The sequence below is a fragment of the Parapedobacter tibetensis genome, from assembly GCF_024704835.1.
GTDB lineage: Bacteria > Bacteroidota > Bacteroidia > Sphingobacteriales > Sphingobacteriaceae > Parapedobacter > Parapedobacter tibetensis.
The window spans coordinates 25,096-42,322 of sequence record NZ_JAMXBE010000005.1 but is presented as its reverse complement, the minus strand read 5'-3'; the positions used below and the strand labels follow the sequence as shown (position 1 = coordinate 42,322).

Here is a 17,227-nt window from a genome sequence, read left to right as displayed (position 1 = left end):
CTATTATCGAGCTTCACCAAAGCACTTCTTACGGAGTAATGTAAATAATCGGGCTGGTTTTATTCCAGTTGATTAAAAAAATGCAGTTAACCTTAAGCCTGTCGCTATATAATTCATTTGGTTCTTTTCTTTAATTGTTTGTACTGCCGATGGTCCAGGATCTGGATTCTCAAAATCTTCTGATATGGTATAGGTAAAAGTAGGTTTTAAATGATGGTAATCAGCGTAGAGGGTGATTCCCAGCTCAGCGTTCAACATGCGGGTAAGTGCAAGGCCTCCATTCATTTTGAAGGCGCGTTCTGGTTTATACGTTAACAGGTCAACCTCATCATTGACGATATTATTGTCATCATCAACATCCTCAAATTTAACGGAAATTTTTCCGGTAGCTCCGACGGCTATACCGGCACCCACTTTTGCTTGTATCAGCCAGTCGGGCGTTATCTCATAAGTGTAATGGGGGCCAATCGTGAAATTGAGCGCTCCCATGGATTGTGTGACAATGGAGGAAGTAGAAGGGCCAAAATCCGGGTCTGAAATGGTCATTTCACTCGTGCTTATCGGGAAACTCACAAAAGAGAAATCACCGCCTAAACCCCAACTCTTAGTAAAATAATAGGCTCCTTCTAAACCTGCCTCGAAACCTGCTTTCGACCGTACGCCGAGCTCGAGATTCTCTACAAGATTACGGGTAGCAGAGGCAAAGCCAACTTTTAAAGATAAGTAGGAAGGTTTATTCAAGGGATTGTCAAAGCGGAAATCACTCGGACGGTCTCCTTGGTTTTTATAGAATTTGTTTACAAAGAAATAACCCAGTTGGGTTGATAGGATACCGATACCGGCCCCCGCCAGCACATCGGAAATCCAATGCCGGTTATTTAATCCTCTTCCAATACCGGTAAAGGTACTCATGGAATAGCCCGCAATACTGTACATGGGGTTGAGATGGCCGAACTCTTTGTGCATGAAAGTGGCATTCATGAACGCATTGGAGGTGTGCCCGGAAGGAAAGGAGTTTGCCCGCGAACCATCGGGCCTTTCTACCTTGGCAGTATATTTAACAGCATTGACAATAATCCCCATGATGGCGGCACTTGCCGCATAAGATATAGTTGCACGCCCGAGCTTATTACGGCCCTTTACGCCCGATAGGTTTAAAGCATAAACACTTACGGCCGGCATATACTGCATATAGTTATCATAATGATGGGCAAAGGTGGGAATGTATCTATTGCGGACTTCTCTGATCTTTTCTCTACTGCCCCAGGTAGCGGCACTAGCCGCAAAAAAAATGGCCGGCGGTAAGCCTATCCTGACAGCATCTCGCTTGAAAAAGGATTTTTTGACATTCTCTAGGGCCAGACTGTCCAGACTTTTAGATAGGCTGTCATTTTGCGGGAAAGTTTGCGCTTTTAAATAGCAAAGGGTCATAAGTGAATAAAAACCAAAAATCAAAACCTTGAAAAATAGTTTCATAATGCTTTTTTTCATAATGTTGGTAGTGGCTATCTGAGTATAACCGTGCAGCAAGGTAAGTTAATCTATTCATTTTTCCAAAATTAATTAAGTGCTTTTTGGCGGGCTGGATGGGTAAAGCACTATTTTCGAGTGTACTTAGCGAAGCGTTTTCTGTGAGTGCCTTTAAAAACGGGCTATCGAACAAATCGAGGCGAATTACCTTCGGTGAGCTCACTTCGTTCGGTTTTGTAGCCCTAGTCTAAACGCCTAAGGCGAAAAATTCAACGAAGATGCAGCCGAAAAAGAGTCGTAAAAAAACTATTAGATGAATTTTAAACAGGCGCTAAGACAAATAATTCTGAAATATTTGTAATTTAGGGGTGTAAATTAATGTTCAATATAAACCACAATTATAATTGTTTAAACAATTAATATGACGAATGATCTAAAAATTGAACAGAAAAACCTGCGGGCATCCTTTGGGTATAGGTACGGTTTGACCTGGATCAGAAGGAGTTATTTAACAAAGAAAGTTTACAAGATCTCGAACAAAAGGGAAGCATGATTTTATCGGAAATTACAGAGAATTATCATTTAACTTTTAACCTCGCTATTTAATGAATCATAGACGAGTACATATAAAAAAAGATAAGATGAAACCTGCCATGTCAGCGCCTACTGACTAAAAAGGCGATGAAAATGCAGGTTCCATTAGACCATTAAAAAACAAATTATCTTCTTATGAAAACGTTGAAAATAGTTTTAATGTCAATTGCTTTGGCTCCATTGTTACCGGCCTGCCAATCTGGCCATCAATCAGCTAATGTCGAAGATTCGAGCACGATGAATCAATCAGAGAAAGATGCATTGGTATATATGGACGATAATAAGGTGCTTCTACAGCAGGACAGTATCATTACGCTCAATAAAGATGATACTGCTGATTGGTTGGACCCTTCTATTTCGCCCGATGGGAAAATAGTTGCTTACACGCGCATTGTTGGGAGTGAAGATCGAACGATCTCTTTATTTAATTTAGCGACGAAACAGTCGGTGCCCTTAAAAGTGCCGTCAACGAATTTCTATGGTGCCACTTGGGCACCCGATGGAGCACATATCGCTTTTAACATATTTAATAGTAAGAGCACCTGGAAGGTGGGGGTAATTAAAGCAGATAATAGTGGTTATACAATGCTCGATAGCGTTGCTGAAATTGATTATTATAGCCCAACTTGGAAAGGGAAAGATAAAATAGTTGCCCATAACTTAGAAAAGCTATTTACATTAGATTTGCAGGGTAAGGTGGTTGATTCAGTGAGTTTTGAAGAATTAATAGGTAAAGATTATAGTTTATCCAGTTCGGATAGTTTTTTCTATAGTGCTGACGGAGACTGGCTTTTCTTTAATGCGGGAAATGTTACGGATGATGAGGAGATGCCAGGGCTAATGGGACCTGCGGAGGCATTATATATGTTAGACATTGCCAATGGCGTGATCAAAAGACTGTCACCTAAAGGCGTAAATGTAAACCGAATTTTTGTTAGTCCCGACGATCGCATTTTCTACGAAGGTTTATCAAAACCATTTGAAACCGTTCAATTATTTGAGACCGATCTGAATGGTAACGTAACCTTATTAGTAGAAAAAGGTAATTATATCTCTGTTTCGTCTAATACCACTCGTCACGGTAAACAAATTTAGGCATTTGCCAATCGTATTTTAGCGCACATAATCGAATCGCTAGGCCTACAATGAAGGCAACAAAAATGGCATAATGAAATTCGTTTCCGAAGAAGTGGGAGATCGTTACGTATACGCCCCCCGTTATCAGTGCTGCACTGGCATATATTTCCTTTTGAAAAATAAGGGGTATGTCGTTACATAAAACATCCCGCATAATTCCGCCAGCGCATCCGGTAATCATCCCGCTAAGCATGATAATGACAATAGGCATCGACATATCTTGGGCTACCTGACAACCAATGATGGTGAATACGACCAGTCCGACGGCATCAAGTAATAAGAATAACTTTTTTAAGCGATTCATAAATTTTGCTATAAAAGCTGTAAATATCGCGGCTATGGCAACTATTAACAGGTATTCAGGGTGTTCAACCCAATTCATGGGGTAGTGCCCTAATAAAACATTACGAATGGTTCCCCCACCGAGGGCAGTGATCCAGGAAATAATTAGTACACCTATCCAATCCATATCTCTTCTTCCGGCCGATAAAGATGCAGTCATGGCCTCCGCCGTAATTGCTATGATATAAAGAATGTATAGCATGATTAGGAATTGATTACGATTTTTCGCACATTACGATTTATTTAAGAAGTTTTGTGGCGATATCAAGCCGTTGTGCCACGTTGTCCCAATTGATGATATTGAACAGTGCATCGACGAAATCGGCCCGTTTATTTTTGTACCTCAGGTAATACGCGTGTTCCCAAACATCGATCACAAGCAGGGGGATAACACCCCATTGGGTCAGTTTTTCGTGGTTTTCGCATTGCAATACGGTCAGGCTATCCGAATACGGTTGGTAGCCAAGGATGCCCCAACCGCTGCCATCCACATTTTTAGAAGTCGCGGCGATGTAGGCTTTCAATCGGTCGTAGCTTCCAAAATGCTTTTCAATCCGCTTCTTCAATTCGCCTGTTGGAGCAGTCTGCCTGTTGGTCAGGTTGGTCCAGAAGATGGAATGCAGTACATGCGATGAAAAATGGAAAGCGAGCTTCTTTGTCCAGTAATCAACACTTTCAAAGTTGCCGTCATCCATGGCTTTTTTGACCATCTCCATGTCCTTGTTGGCGGCATTGGCCGCCCCACCATGGTGAAATTTATAATGGAGGCCCAACGTTTCCTCATCCATATAGGGTTCAAGATGGTTAAAGCTATAGGGAAGCGGTTTCAGTATAAATTGACCATTGCTATCCGTAAGCCTGTCGATACCATTTTCGGTAACATTTTGGGAAAACACATTGCCCGCAGGGAGAATGGTAGCTCCGCTTATAATCATGCTATTTTTCAAGAATCCTTTTCTGTCCATAGTGTTTGATATTTGCTGATTACCAAAAATGGTTAGCTGTTATTCAAACGTAATGTTTTTATACGGCTTTTCCAACACGCTCTACAAGTTTTTGCCTGTTTTCGCCTTCGCAAATTGCTCCGCAATTCAGTGGCAGATGAGATACCGATAAAAATCGATTATACATGAAGCTTGCATATAACACTAATTTTATCTAAGTTTATTATTACTACAGCGTTGATGATGAAAGAAGTTACATTAAAAGTGCCGGATAGTAAGTTTGCTTTTTTTATGGAGTTGGCCAAGCAATTGGGCATAGAAGCTTTTGTGGAAGATGTTGAGATCACCAAAACACAGAAGGAATTGGTGAGGGAATGTATACGCAAAGCAGATGAAAATCCTGAACGGCTGTTGGCCTGGGGATGACGTGATACGATGATGTCCGCTGTCTACCAGTAAAGCGTTTCCCGTTTATGATACACTTCACGATAGACGAAATGAAACATGAGGTTGTTGTCCGCGGGTAGTGTGATTCATTCCTGTCCTAAATAATTCACAAGTGAAATTTTCGCTCAACTGATATTGGTCTTTTATAAACTCTCCTAATTCTTTTGCGGAAAGTGTAGACCTTGTTTCACTTTGTCAGAAATAAAAAAATCGTTGAATGATTGGTTTAGTAATAAACTGTCGGCAAGTAAGAAGATTGAAATAGTACAAAACAAAATTAGTGAAGTTGATACAAAAATTCGTGAGTTGAAGCAAGTCCGAAAATTTTTAGTCACGTCATTAAAGGATGTTGAGAATGGGGATTGTTAAGTTGTCTTGTTCGTTTAGTCTTTCGGTTATCGGTGTGGTTCGGTCAGCTTGCCACTAACGTTTGGCCGCTAACTGTGGTTGCGTAAAAGCGGACTGAGTTCTCTCTGCCGAGATAATGTTTCTTTGTGAAAATGAAAATACAATTACCAAAAACTAGCAATCACAGTTAGCGGCGGTTAGCGGCTGCTCTATTTTTCGTCCGAAGCAGAACTGTCTAACTTTGCAGATAACGCTATAGATGTTTTGTTGAATACGCCCTGAAAGTATATGTTAAGCTAATTGCACCGAATACCATCCGAAGAATGCTGAAAATATTAAAGAGAATTACTTTACTTGGAATTGCATCTGCATATTTATCTAAGTTACCAAAACTCATTTTAAAATTGATTTGTGAGAGGATATAAATTGTAAATACTAATGAAATAATTTGGAATATACCTGCCCATTTTAATCTGTTTTTAAGTTGTGCTTTTTCCCTAGGAGTTTTGAAATATAAAACTATTAAGACAATTGTAGCTAAATAAACCCACGGAACATAATAAATCATTGGATTTATGACTGAAGTGAAGTTTTTCCAGAAAAGCATTCTTTCCATTGTGGTATCTAACAACTTCGGACCATAAACAACTCCTTCGTAAAGGATGCCGAAAAAATAAAGTGCGATGCCGAAAAGAGAAAATAATAAGAGGTTGTTGAAAAACTTAGTTTTCATATTTTATGAATTTAATTTTTACAAATTTAGATGGATGAAACCAACTATCTTTTAACAAATGATAAATAGTCATTTTATTGCTCTTATTCTGCTTAACGAAACTTGTGTGATGCCTATATAACTTGCTAAGTCCCCAAGACTTATTCGTTGAAGTAATTTATTGTTTTCCGTAACAAATTTATTGTAGCGTTCCGTTGCATTATCTTCAAGCATTATACTAATTCGTTTCATCATATTCAGCGATGCAATAGAGAGTAATTTTCTAAATAGAGTTTCAATGCAATGGTGTTTGGTACAAAGCTGTTCCATATCGTTTTGATGAATGAAGGTAACAATAGTTGGCTCTAAAGCCATTATCATAAACTTAGACGGAGTTTGTGTAAGGTAACTTTCAAGAATGGAAAACATTACATTCTCTGGAAAGAAACGCATTATAAATTCTTTGTCTTTTTTGTAGAAGAAAGTTTTTACTAGTCCTTGATTAATGAAATATAAATGTTTGCAAACAGTTCCATCTTTCAACAGCAAATCTCCTTTCTGATAAGTTTTTGTTTTCAGATTATTCAATAAGTCGTTTACCGATTCTTGATTAAGAGGTGAAAGTTTGTTGCAAAATTTAATAAAGTCAGTCATAGTAGTTTGTAAAAAAGTTCATTAAAGGCATCAAAGTTTCAAGTTGGCAGTGTCCAAGAGTTGCCGCTAACGGTCGAGTGTATGTGTCGTAAGGGATTGCGGAGTAGTTTTCTGTCCACCGACACGAAAGTTTGAGCGGGTTACAACGCTTGAATACCCACGGCAACCCTTATGGCATATACACTTTGTTAGCGTTTCGTGCTTTTTCATGCCTGTTTTGATAGTTTATATACTTCACTAAATGTAGGTTCTTTCCCTGTAATCAGGATTGATACCCTGAAAATCTTAGCTGCAAGTTTGCGTAAAAAATAGAATGTCAGCACCATTAAAATAAATGAGCCAGCCAGTTGCCAATATCCCACCTCTGTAATGGCCCAACGCATGGGCATTGATGTTGCAGAAGTCAATGGAAACCATGAAAGAAATATTGACAATCCGCTATCAGGGTCGCGTGTTACTAAAAATGACGCTATAACAAAAACCAAGGGAAGCATCATTAGTGAACTTTTACCCGAATTGTTAGGCTCGGTAATAATTGAAGCAATGGCAGCCAGTATTGCATTCCATGTTAAAATACCGACAAGGGCAAATGGCAAATATATAACTATTGATGGCAAGTATATATAATCAAGAATGCCGGATGCGGGCAAACCCCTGAATTGAAAAAAAAGCATTCCGCCAACGATACTCAAAACTGCATAAATGAGCATGGATGATATACCTGTTAAGGTTATTCCAAAAATTTTCCCATCCATCCAAACTTGCGGACTTATGGCAGAAACAATTTGTTCGGTTATTTTCAACTGCTTTTCGCCTGTAATAGCGGTAAACTGATAAGCAAAACTAAGGAATACTGCCATAAGCATGATTCCGGCAAAAAAATAGGAAAGCACTACTCTTTTACCCGAATTATCGGTGTATACAAAAGACTCAATTACTGGTGCCGGCGACAATACAGTAGTTAACTCATCGGGACTTAATCCGATTTTTTGCATTTCACTTTGTTTATGATATTCGGTTAGATGGGCTTTGATTTTATTAATATCACTAGTGTTTTTATAGGCGTGAAGTATAAAATTATCTGAATATGCTTCCAGTAGAACTCTGTCTCTTTCATTTCCCAAATCACCGATAAAATTAGCCTTATCGTCTATTGGAATCTCATTTAAAACATAATGACTATTCAGGAATTCGGTTAATGTAACATCCGTATTATTTAACACACTGATTTCCAATTTTTTATCCGAGTCGGAAAACGCGTATCTACCACCAAAGAAAAAAACAGTCGATACCACAAGCATAATTACTATACCCAGGGCCTCATTTTTGGGTTTGAAAAATCGACTGAACTCCCAACTTGTTACAGTTATTACTTGTTTTAAATATTTCATAGTCATTGTTTTTTTACAAGTTGAAGAAAAATTTCATGAAGGTCGGGCTTGTGGCTGGTTATATCACAAATCCCATCAATTTTAGTCAAATCATGCAAAACATTTTTCATGCTGGATTGTGGTCCATATGTAATTTTTGCACGAAAATCATCAACGCGGATTACACTATCAACTCCCTTCAAATTTTGAAATGTAGTTTCATTAAAAGGGGATTCAAGTTGAAGTTCAATAATTATTTTTTCACCAAATGATTGATATATGCCGGATAAAGATCCGTTATACACCTCTTTGCCGTTATTTATGAGAAATAGTTTATTGGCAACTTTTTCAACCAGTGACATTTGATGTGCGCTTAACAGGATTGTAGTTCCCTGATTATTGATTTCTTTAATAAAATCTATAAATATTTCCTGATTAAGGGGATCTAAGCCGGAAAAAGGCTCGTCCAGGATTGCAAATTCAGGTTTATGAAGAATTGAAGCCACAAACTGAATCTTTTGTTGATTTCCTTTTGAAAGAACTTGAAGTTTTTCTTTAGCTCGATCCGCAAGGCCCAGTCTTTCCATCCACTCCAAAGCAGCTTTTTTTGCATGCGTCTTTTCCATTCCTCGTATGGTGGCCAGATAAACCAATGATTTAAGTATCGGAATATCCAGATAGAGGCCTCTCTCTTCGGGTAAGTAACCAATATGTTCGGCATCCGGTAACAGATTTTGTTTGCCATTCAGATTCCATTCTATATGTCCGCTGTCCGGTTTAATAATATCAAGTAACATGCGAAGTGTTGTAGTTTTCCCTGCACCATTTGGTCCCAGAAAAGCATAAATATCGCCTTGCTCTACAGCGAACGAGATATTGTTCACAGCTTTTACATTCAAAAAGGCTTTGCTTATTGAATTAGCCTTAAGAACTGTTTTTTGCATTTTATCAATCATATACTATTCGATTTTTTTCTCAGCATGAACGCTAACGGTTTTGTGTATGAGCCGTTGCGTGGGTTAACTTGAACCTTTGCAAGTACACACCAAGCTAAAAATTTCGCAGTAATTTTCAGAAGGGGTAAGAATAAGCAATGGCTTATACACTGTGTTGTGGTGTCGTTTTTATTTCTTTATTCAGTTTAATTATATCAGATAAATGAGTCCAAATCACAATTGGTACTATCATAGCAGGCAATAGGACAAATGGGAAATAATTAATTCCCCGATTTGGTTGTTCAAATCCAAATTGTTGAAATGGAAGCTCGGCAGATAATATTCCATTTGTGAGAATGTATAGAACTAATATTAGTCCGATTACATTCCAAACCAAAAGTCCCTTTTTACTTATTTTATTTGCCATAAACAAATAACCTATAATCGGTGCAGTAATGCCCATTGAAATATCAAAGTTCCTTCCCGCAAAGGTCATTAGCTCAGGAACCATTTTATGAACAAATAATTCAAAGAGTACTATTTCCACAGGAAGTCTGACGATATGTAAAAAAGTACTGATTTTAGTATTTCTTTCTTTTAAAAACCACTTTTGTTGTTTTGGAAGCAAACCAAATACGATAAAAAAAACGGCTGGAATTAAAATTAATCCGAATCTTGGTGGAATTGATTCGGTGTTTTGATAAAATCCATTATAGGCTAAAACTGAATGAACAACCGACCATAAAATTATCAATAAGGTCAATTTTTTTGGCTTTCCATTTGAGTAATAGAAAAATCCAATTGTCCCTAAACACGTAGTCAGAAATAGTAGTTCAATCCAATTGGGTAATCCTTCTGTCATTTGTTTGTTTTAAATGCACCACAACTCATTTATAGTTACACCTTTTTGATAACAAGCCCACCAAATCCGGACGGCTTGTTACACCTATAGTGATTATTATTTTCTTCTCACAAATCATCGAAGGGAGATTTGATTCGCTGGATACTTTTGGTACTCACATGTGTATAGATTTCTGTGGTCTTGCTACTTTTTTGTCCCAAAATTTCCTGAATATATCTCAGGTCTGTTCCATTTTCCAAAAGGTGCGTGGCATAGCTGTGCCTAAGCCAATGCAACGTGACCGGTTTTTTGATCTTAGCCTTTTCCAGGGCTGATTTTAACACTTTCTGCAAACTGGTTCCGCTATACTGCTCACCGCGTCTATCTCCCTCAAACAGGAAATTGAGCGGCTTTTCGTTCCTATAATAGTCTCGTAGCAAGGTAAGTGCCTTATCTGACAACGGCACAACCCTATCCTTTTGCCCCTTTGCTCGTCTGACAATCAGCAAGTGTCTTTTGGAATCAACATCGTGTATCTTAAGGTTAAGCAACTCACTTCGCCTGAGTCCACAGGCATAAATCAAGGACAACATGATTTTATGTTTGACATTCCGATGTGCTTCGAGAATCTCCTTTACTTCTTCCTTGCTCAAAACGTTAGGGAGTAGTTTTGGTGTTTTCGGCCTGTGGATTCGGTCTGGATCCAACTTTTTGTTTTGGATGATACGAAAGAAAAGTTTAACTCCATTGACGACCTGGTTTTGAAATGAAGCAGAATAATTACCAGCGATAATGTAGCCTTTAACAAACTGTTCAAGGTCTTCATTTCCGATTTCAGCCAAGGGCTTGTTTTCCAAATATCGAAGGAATAATTGTAAGGCCCCGGTATAAGTCCTCACCGTACTGTCACTATACAGTTTGCTCCGCATCCAATCACTGAAGCGGTCTATTGCAACACGGACATCAAGCGTCAATTGAGGCAATGTGACGGAGGTGGCGACCGACTTGGGTTTTTCCGCGGGTTTGAAACCGGAATAGTCTAGCCAAGCCATTCCTTTGAACAATTGGAGTAGATCGCTGACTACGGTATCCGAACTGGGTATAGCCCAGGCCCGGGTTTGCCAACGGGCCTCCGGGATGGTTTTCACAATAGCCATGAGGTCGCGGTCAAACGGAAAGCGCAGCAACGCCACCGGCTTATTGTCGATAACCTCATGATGTAAGATGATCTGTTTCTGCCTCGCCATTTCAATTGGAAAGTGTCGTCCAAGATAGGAATTGCCTTTTATTTTAGCAAACATCATCATTTGCGGGGAACAAAAAAAACGGCATCTCCGAGAGGGGGAATCCCTGAACCCCACCAGCTTCGAAAGCTTACTGACATTGCTATAGGTCCCCCCCCGTGCCACCTTCAGCGCAAAATGCGCTTTATTGTATTCGCTGACGGCTTGCAGGTAATCCAGCTGTGCTTGCAGGAAAAACCGCTGCGCCTGGAAAACCTCGAAGGGCATGGCCGTTCTGAGTTTCTGCCGCTCAATGCGCTGGTTCAATGCCTCCGCAGTCAGTTCCAGGGCTTCCTTGGCAATCACGATCTGTTCCTTCCCGATGAACAGCTGCTGGCTGGCATTGGCAATCTCTTCATTGATCTGCGCTTTGAATTGCCCGGTTTCAAACTGTTTCAACCGAATAAGGGTAACAAACCCATTCCTTCTGCCTGTTCTCACGGGCGGAGGAGACCTCTTTTTCAATAACGAGCGAAATGCCCGTAATAAGTCACAAATAAACGATTAGTGGAAAAAACCGGTTTCGGTTGGATAGCAGCAAAACAGAATGAACAAAACGAACAAACCATTATGATAAATACTTAACTAACTTTAAGTGTAACATCTACTTTTTCCAAGGATTTTAATGCTAAAGAATCTACGGATTTTATCTCTAAAAAGTTCTACTCTTTGTTTCCAACAGCAAGCCTATGCACTCGTTCGCAAAAATTTATGAACTCTTTCAGAACCAGTTGGGATCTATAGGGTTCCCATCTTCTCCCGAAAACCTCTATGATTCAGTTGTTTACTTTATGGATTATCCAGGTAAACGGATAAGGCCCGTTTTATGCTTGATGAGCAACGAGCTTTTTAATGAGATACATCCGGATTCCTATACGGTAGGCAATGGGATTGAGCTATTTCATAATTTCACACTTGTTCATGATGATATTATGGACCGCTCCATACTCCGAAGAGGTCGCCCTACCCTACACATTAAATATGGAGAAAATACAGCCATATTGGCTGGAGACATTTTGCTGATTCATGCCTTTTCATTTCTAAACAAAACCAACGAAGCGTATCGAGGACTGATTATCGATTTGTTTTCTGAAATGGCTTGCAAAATATGTGAAGGGCAGCAAATGGATATCGATTTTGAGGAAAGTGAAATTGAAAGCATCAGTTATACAGACTACCTCAAAATGATCACTTTTAAGACGTCTGTTCTCTTAGGAACTGCTGCTCAAATTGGGGCCATTATTGGTTCGGCAAATGCCCAGCAACAGCTTTACATGTATGAGTTCGGGAAAAACATGGGTATTGCTTTTCAGATACAGGATGATTTTTTGGACGCATTTGGAGACACTGCCAAAATGGGGAAACAAGTGGGGAGTGATATTTTAGAAAACAAAAAAACAGCACTTTTATTGAAGGCTTTTGAAGGGGCAAATCTACAACAGAAAAAACAGCTGAAAGACGCGATGAAGAAGCCTGGCGAGAGCAGAATCCATGCTGTTATTGACTTATACAAAGAGCTGCAGGTAGATCAATGGGCCAATGAAGCAATCATGCATTATACAGATATTGCTTTTAGTAGTCTAGACAAAATTGACGTGCCTGCTTACAAGAAGGAAAAACTTACGGAATTAGCCAATTTTTTACTGGTCCGCCAATCTTAAATAATTGAATATGCTTCTATGCAAATAAGCGATATGAATCCGATACAATAGACATAGGCCTTTGATGGATTGGCGTATGAGCTAGCATGACTCCTGATAGTTACCTATTTATCATTAAATACTCCAGCCATGAAGAATCTCAAATTACCATTACTTGATCGGATACATTTTCCCGCAGATTTGCGAAAGATGCACTCTTCACAGCTTCCCCAATTATGTAACGAATTACGATCATTTATTATCGAGGCAGTTAGTTTGAACGGAGGACATTTTGGAGCTAGTTTGGGAACCGTTGAGCTGACAGCTGCAATCCATTATGTCATGAATACACCTTATGACCAGTTGGTTTGGGATGTGGGTCATCAGGCTTATGGGCATAAAATACTTACAGGCAGAAGAGCTATTTTTAATACCATTCGAAAACACAGAGGTATTAGTGGTTTTCCACGGAGGGCGGAAAGTGAATATGATACGTTTGGAACGGGCCATTCCTCCACTTCTATATCAGCAGCCCTAGGAATGGCAATCGCTGCCAAACATAAGGGCGAACTTGATAAGCAGCATATCGCCGTAATTGGTGATGGAGCCATGACTGCGGGAATGGCTTTTGAAGCACTCAACCACGCGGGGATAGCAGGTACAGATATCATTATTATACTAAATGATAACTGTATGTCTATTGACCCAAATGTTGGTGCATTAAAAGAGTATTTAACACACCTGTCACTTTCAAAAACATACAATAAGATACGCAAGAATGTTGGTCATACCATCGATCGATTGCCACTGGTAGGCGAACGATCCAAGCAGATACTGAATCGGGCTAAATCTCAGATAAAGAGCCTTGTGTCAGAACATTCTAATTTTTTCGAAGCCCTAAACTTAAGATATTTTGGTTCTGTTGACGGGCATGACGTTTTAAAGTTAGTGGATGTGTTAAAGGATTTGAAACGTATTCCAGGGCCGAAGCTTCTTCATGTGGTGACTACTAAAGGAAAGGGGTACCTTCCTGCTGAACGGGAGAAAACCTTATGGCATTTTCCGGGACTCTTTGACAAGATCAGTGGAAAAATCCATAAGCCACCTATCAGTGCTCCGCAGCCTCCTAAATACCAAGATGTTTTTGGACATACCATCGTAGAGCTTGCAGAATCAAATGATAAGATAGTGGGAATAACGCCCGCTATGCTGTCTGGATCTTCCCTGAAATTTATGATGGAAAAAATGCCCGACAGAACATTTGATGTAGGCATATGTGAGCAGCATGCGGTTACGCTATCTGCTGGATTGGCCACACAGGGACTGAAAGTTTTTTGCAATATCTATTCATCCTTTATGCAAAGAGGGTATGATCAGTTAGTGCATGATGTGGTACTACAACGTTTGCCTGTCATTTTCTGCCTAGATAGAGGTGGTTTGGTTGGCGAGGATGGAGCAACCCATCACGGTATTTACGACATTGCCTATTCGCGTTGCCTGCCTCATGTCATCATCAGCGCCCCAATGAACGAAATGGAATTAAGAAACCTAATGTATACGGCGCAGCTTCCCAGCATTGATCAACCCTTTATTATTCGATATCCAAGAGGACAAGGTGTTACTCTTGACTGGAGAAAGCCCCTAAAGGCGATAAAAATAGGAACAGGAAGGACCCTAAGAGAAGGGTCGGACGTTGCCATTCTAACGTTCGGACATCCTGGAAACTTTGCCAGTGATGCTTGCGACCAATTGGAAAAGGAAGGGATTTGTCCTGCGCACGTTGATATGCGATTTGTAAAACCTATCGATCAAGACTTATTGCATCATGTTTTTCAAAACTTTGATCACATTATTACCGTTGAGGATGGCTGCATAATAGGAGGACTGGGTAGTGCCGTGCTGGAATTTATGGCCATGCATCGGTATAGAGCAACTGTACGTATTCTGGGTGTTCCCGACCGTATTATTGAGCACGGTAGACCAGCTGAGTTATTTCAGGAGTGCCTGTACGATGTAAAAGGAATTAAGGATGCAGTCAGGGAAATGCTGCAAGAGCAAACATTAATCAGAAAACTTGTAAATCATGAAAGCATTTAACATCCCTGAAATCTATAAAAGTGAGTTTATAAGTTCAATAAAAAAAGACAGGCAGTTAAGAGACCATTTAAAGAAGGATTTCTCACCGTCAATACTTGATTTTGGACGAGTTAAAATTCATTTAGCTCGTCATTTTGGTTTCTGTTTTGGTGTTGAAAATGCTATAGAAACGGCTTATACGGCTATTAATGAGAATGTTGGCAAACGAATTTATTTGTTAAGCGAAATCATTCACAACCCGCATGTTAACCAAGCTCTATTGGAAAATGGCGTTCGGTTTATTATGGATACTGCCGGTAAGCAACTTATTCCATGGAATGAGATAAGTAGTGATGATGTAATCATTATTCCTGCTTTTGGTACTACGCTCGAAATGGAACGTATTTTAAGAGATAAAGGAATAAAACAGATTTATTATAAAAGTAAGTGTCCTTTCGTAGAGAAAGTTTGGACCAGGGTTTCTCAGATTGCCAATAATGATTATACGGTTATTGTTCATGGGAAGCCTGATCATGAAGAAACGAGGGCTACCTTCTCACATAGTAAAAGTGTGGCCCCCTCTGTGATTGTAAAAGACATGGAAGAAGCAACAATATTGGCTGATTTTATCATGAACAGGAGAGCTGCTATTGATTTTTATGAGCTGTTTAAAGGCAGGTACTCAGAGGGCTTTGATGTTGCTCATGACCTATCGAGAATTGGGGTTGTGAACCAAACGACCTTGCTTGCTACAGATACAGAGGAAATAGCAGATTTTCTACAGCAAACGATGTACGAAAAATACAACCTTACGAAGGATAATGTCGCCGATCATTTTGCCAATATGAAAGATACACTTTGTTATGCCACGCATGACAATCAAAGTGCCGTGACAAATATGTTGTCTCTAGACGCGGATTTAGCTTTTGTCGTCGGAGGATTCAACAGTTCCAATTCCTCTCATCTGGTTGAATTGTGCGAAGCGAAGCTGCCAACGTATTTCATCCGATCGGAGGATAACATCATATCCGCTAATGAAATTAATCATTGGGATATCCATGCGAAACAATTAAAGACCACTTTTTCTTATTTACCGATTCAAGAACCTGTAGTGATCCATTTAACTAGTGGCGCTTCTTGCCCTGACATTTTAATTGAAAATGTAATAGGGAAATTACTTTCTTTTTATAAACTATCGCTTGATACGATCCGGATAGAACATGTAGTTAATGATGGCTGACGGGAAAACGAATGGAGAAATGAGCATTTTCAAGATGAACAGAATCTAACGTATTAACAATTTTTTTTAAAAACTTTAAAAACAAATAGTTATGGAACAAGACAAGTATTTCGAAAACCCTTACCCAGCGGTTCTTACTTATCCCTGGCCGCATGAATGTAATGATTATGTAGCCGAAACGGAAAAGGATGTAGACGATTGGCTTCGCAATGATTATTCTACTTTTTTATCCGAAAAAATGATACAAAAGTACTATCGCAATGCGCTTCACCTAACGACAGCCCGCATGCTACCCGGGGCGATAAGCTATGCACATGCAAGAGTGTGTTGTAGACAAATGGTATGGACTACCATATTCGACGATTATTACGGGCCAGCTACTGTAACCGAAATGGATGCGGCCCGCAAACGGGTTGTTGCCATCCTGAAAGGAGCGGATCCTGAACCCGGAGCACTTGCCATGGACATAGAAATGCTCCGGATGAGAGAAGAATATAAGGCCATTGCGCCCGTGGAATGGCTGGTACGATTTACAAATAATATGGATCGATACCTTAAATACGGCATGATGGGTGAGGCACCTTACAAAACAACCGGACAGTATCCCAAATCAGGTTCTTATCTGTTGCTTCGCGAGTACGCAGTTTCTGTACCTATTTTTGCGTTATGGCCGGAAATAGGATTAAATTCCTTTTTGTCCTCGGACCTTGCAGCACATCCTATCATACAACGTTTCCAGTCCCTTACATCCAGGATCATAGGCCTGCAAAACGATGTCTATTCTGTTGCAAAAGAATTAGCGAATGGAAAACAAGAGACGATTAATCTGGTCCTTATTTTACAACACGAGCAAAAAATCAGTCTTGAAGAGGCGGTAAAAGAGGTGGTTCGCATTCACGATGCAGATGTTGCCGAATTTGTGGCATTACAGGAGGGTCTCCCGCATTTCGGCCCGGATCATGAACGGATACACAAACAGGTTTATGAGCATGCACGCTATCTCGGAAAAATGATAGCCGGGCTGAATCACTGGTATTTTACAGACACAGTCCGTTATCATTCCATGACACTTAATGCAGAAAGCGAATACGTAAAGCCGTTAACTGTCTGAAAACTGCAATAACGCCATCAGGTCTTCAATACCAGGATTTGATACGTTACAATTTGGGCACCATCAATGATTATTCACCATAA

The 17,227-nt window shown here is 39.8% G+C and carries 16 protein-coding genes; 7 read left to right on the top strand and 9 right to left on the bottom strand.

Going from position 1 to position 17,227, the window contains the following annotated elements; all coding sequences use genetic code 11:
* Window positions 1-72 precede the first annotated feature (72 nt).
* Window positions 73-1,491 carry a phosphatase PAP2 family protein gene (locus NF543_RS09765; protein ID WP_257667944.1) on the bottom strand — a complete coding sequence of 473 codons (1,419 nt, stop codon included), beginning with the start codon at window positions 1,489-1,491 and terminating at the stop codon, window positions 73-75.
* Window positions 1,492-2,199: 708 nt separating this feature from the next.
* Here NF543_RS09765 and NF543_RS09760 point away from each other — a divergent pair.
* On the top strand, window positions 2,200-3,159 hold the full coding sequence (locus tag NF543_RS09760; RefSeq protein ID WP_257667943.1) for a beta-propeller domain-containing protein: 960 nt from the start codon (window positions 2,200-2,202) through the stop codon (window positions 3,157-3,159).
* Here the strand turns inward: NF543_RS09760 and NF543_RS09755 are convergent.
* Both NF543_RS09755 and NF543_RS09750 read right to left on the bottom strand, forming a co-directional pair.
* The gene (locus tag NF543_RS09755; RefSeq protein WP_257667942.1) at window positions 3,128-3,745 is read right to left on the bottom strand and encodes a trimeric intracellular cation channel family protein; all 618 of its coding nucleotides are present in this window, start codon (window positions 3,743-3,745) and stop codon (window positions 3,128-3,130) included. The genes NF543_RS09760 and NF543_RS09755 overlap by 32 nt on opposite strands.
* A 37-nt stretch (window positions 3,746-3,782) precedes the next feature.
* On the bottom strand, window positions 3,783-4,508 hold the full coding sequence (locus NF543_RS09750; RefSeq protein ID WP_257667941.1) for a superoxide dismutase: 726 nt from the start codon (window positions 4,506-4,508) through the stop codon (window positions 3,783-3,785).
* A 219-nt stretch (window positions 4,509-4,727) separates the two neighbouring features.
* Here NF543_RS09750 and NF543_RS09745 point away from each other — a divergent pair, with 219 nt between their 5' ends.
* Window positions 4,728-4,913, top strand: coding sequence for a hypothetical protein (locus NF543_RS09745; protein ID WP_257667940.1), 186 nt, complete (start codon window positions 4,728-4,730; stop codon window positions 4,911-4,913).
* A gap of 213 nt (window positions 4,914-5,126) precedes the next feature.
* A complete protein-coding gene (locus tag NF543_RS25515) occupies window positions 5,127-5,303 on the top strand; it encodes a hypothetical protein (RefSeq protein WP_373275002.1) in 177 nt (58 codons plus the stop codon).
* Window positions 5,304-5,535: 232 nt separating this feature from the next.
* Here the strand turns inward: NF543_RS25515 and NF543_RS09740 are convergent, their stop codons facing one another.
* The 6 genes from NF543_RS09740 to xerA all read right to left on the bottom strand — a co-directional run bounded on the left by NF543_RS09740 (window position 5,536) and on the right by xerA (window position 11,518).
* A complete protein-coding gene (locus tag NF543_RS09740; protein WP_257667939.1) occupies window positions 5,536-6,015 on the bottom strand; it encodes a hypothetical protein in 480 nt (159 codons plus the stop codon).
* 69 nt (window positions 6,016-6,084) lie between these two features.
* Complete coding sequence (locus NF543_RS09735; protein ID WP_257667938.1) at window positions 6,085-6,648, bottom strand: Crp/Fnr family transcriptional regulator; 564 nt, start codon at window positions 6,646-6,648, stop codon at window positions 6,085-6,087.
* 206 nt (window positions 6,649-6,854) lie between these two features.
* Entirely contained in the window at window positions 6,855-8,039 is a 1,185-nt protein-coding gene (locus NF543_RS09730) for an ABC transporter permease (RefSeq protein ID WP_257667937.1), read from the bottom strand.
* Between the two features lie 2 nt (window positions 8,040-8,041).
* Complete coding sequence (locus NF543_RS09725; protein ID WP_257667936.1) at window positions 8,042-8,974, bottom strand: ABC transporter ATP-binding protein; 933 nt, start codon at window positions 8,972-8,974, stop codon at window positions 8,042-8,044.
* A 142-nt stretch (window positions 8,975-9,116) separates the two neighbouring features.
* Complete coding sequence (locus tag NF543_RS09720; protein ID WP_257667935.1) at window positions 9,117-9,815, bottom strand: DUF8737 domain-containing protein; 699 nt, start codon at window positions 9,813-9,815, stop codon at window positions 9,117-9,119.
* A gap of 107 nt (window positions 9,816-9,922) precedes the next feature.
* The gene (gene xerA / locus NF543_RS09715; protein ID WP_257667934.1) at window positions 9,923-11,518 is read right to left on the bottom strand and encodes a site-specific tyrosine recombinase/integron integrase; all 1,596 of its coding nucleotides are present in this window, start codon (window positions 11,516-11,518) and stop codon (window positions 9,923-9,925) included.
* A gap of 248 nt (window positions 11,519-11,766) precedes the next feature.
* Here xerA and NF543_RS09710 point away from each other — a divergent pair, with 248 nt between their 5' ends.
* From NF543_RS09710 to NF543_RS09695, 4 genes are all read left to right on the top strand, one after another.
* A complete protein-coding gene (locus tag NF543_RS09710; RefSeq protein ID WP_257667933.1) occupies window positions 11,767-12,738 on the top strand; it encodes a polyprenyl synthetase family protein in 972 nt (323 codons plus the stop codon).
* Between the two features lie 129 nt (window positions 12,739-12,867).
* Window positions 12,868-14,814, top strand: a complete 1,947-nt coding sequence (dxs, locus tag NF543_RS09705) for a 1-deoxy-D-xylulose-5-phosphate synthase (RefSeq protein ID WP_257667932.1) — start codon at window positions 12,868-12,870, stop codon at window positions 14,812-14,814.
* Window positions 14,801-16,033, top strand: coding sequence for a 4-hydroxy-3-methylbut-2-enyl diphosphate reductase (locus NF543_RS09700; protein WP_257667931.1), 1,233 nt, complete (start codon window positions 14,801-14,803; stop codon window positions 16,031-16,033). Before dxs ends, NF543_RS09700 begins: the two co-directional genes overlap by 14 nt.
* A gap of 91 nt (window positions 16,034-16,124) precedes the next feature.
* Entirely contained in the window at window positions 16,125-17,144 is a 1,020-nt protein-coding gene (locus NF543_RS09695) for a terpene synthase family protein (RefSeq protein ID WP_257667930.1), read from the top strand.
* Window positions 17,145-17,227 lie beyond the last annotated feature (83 nt).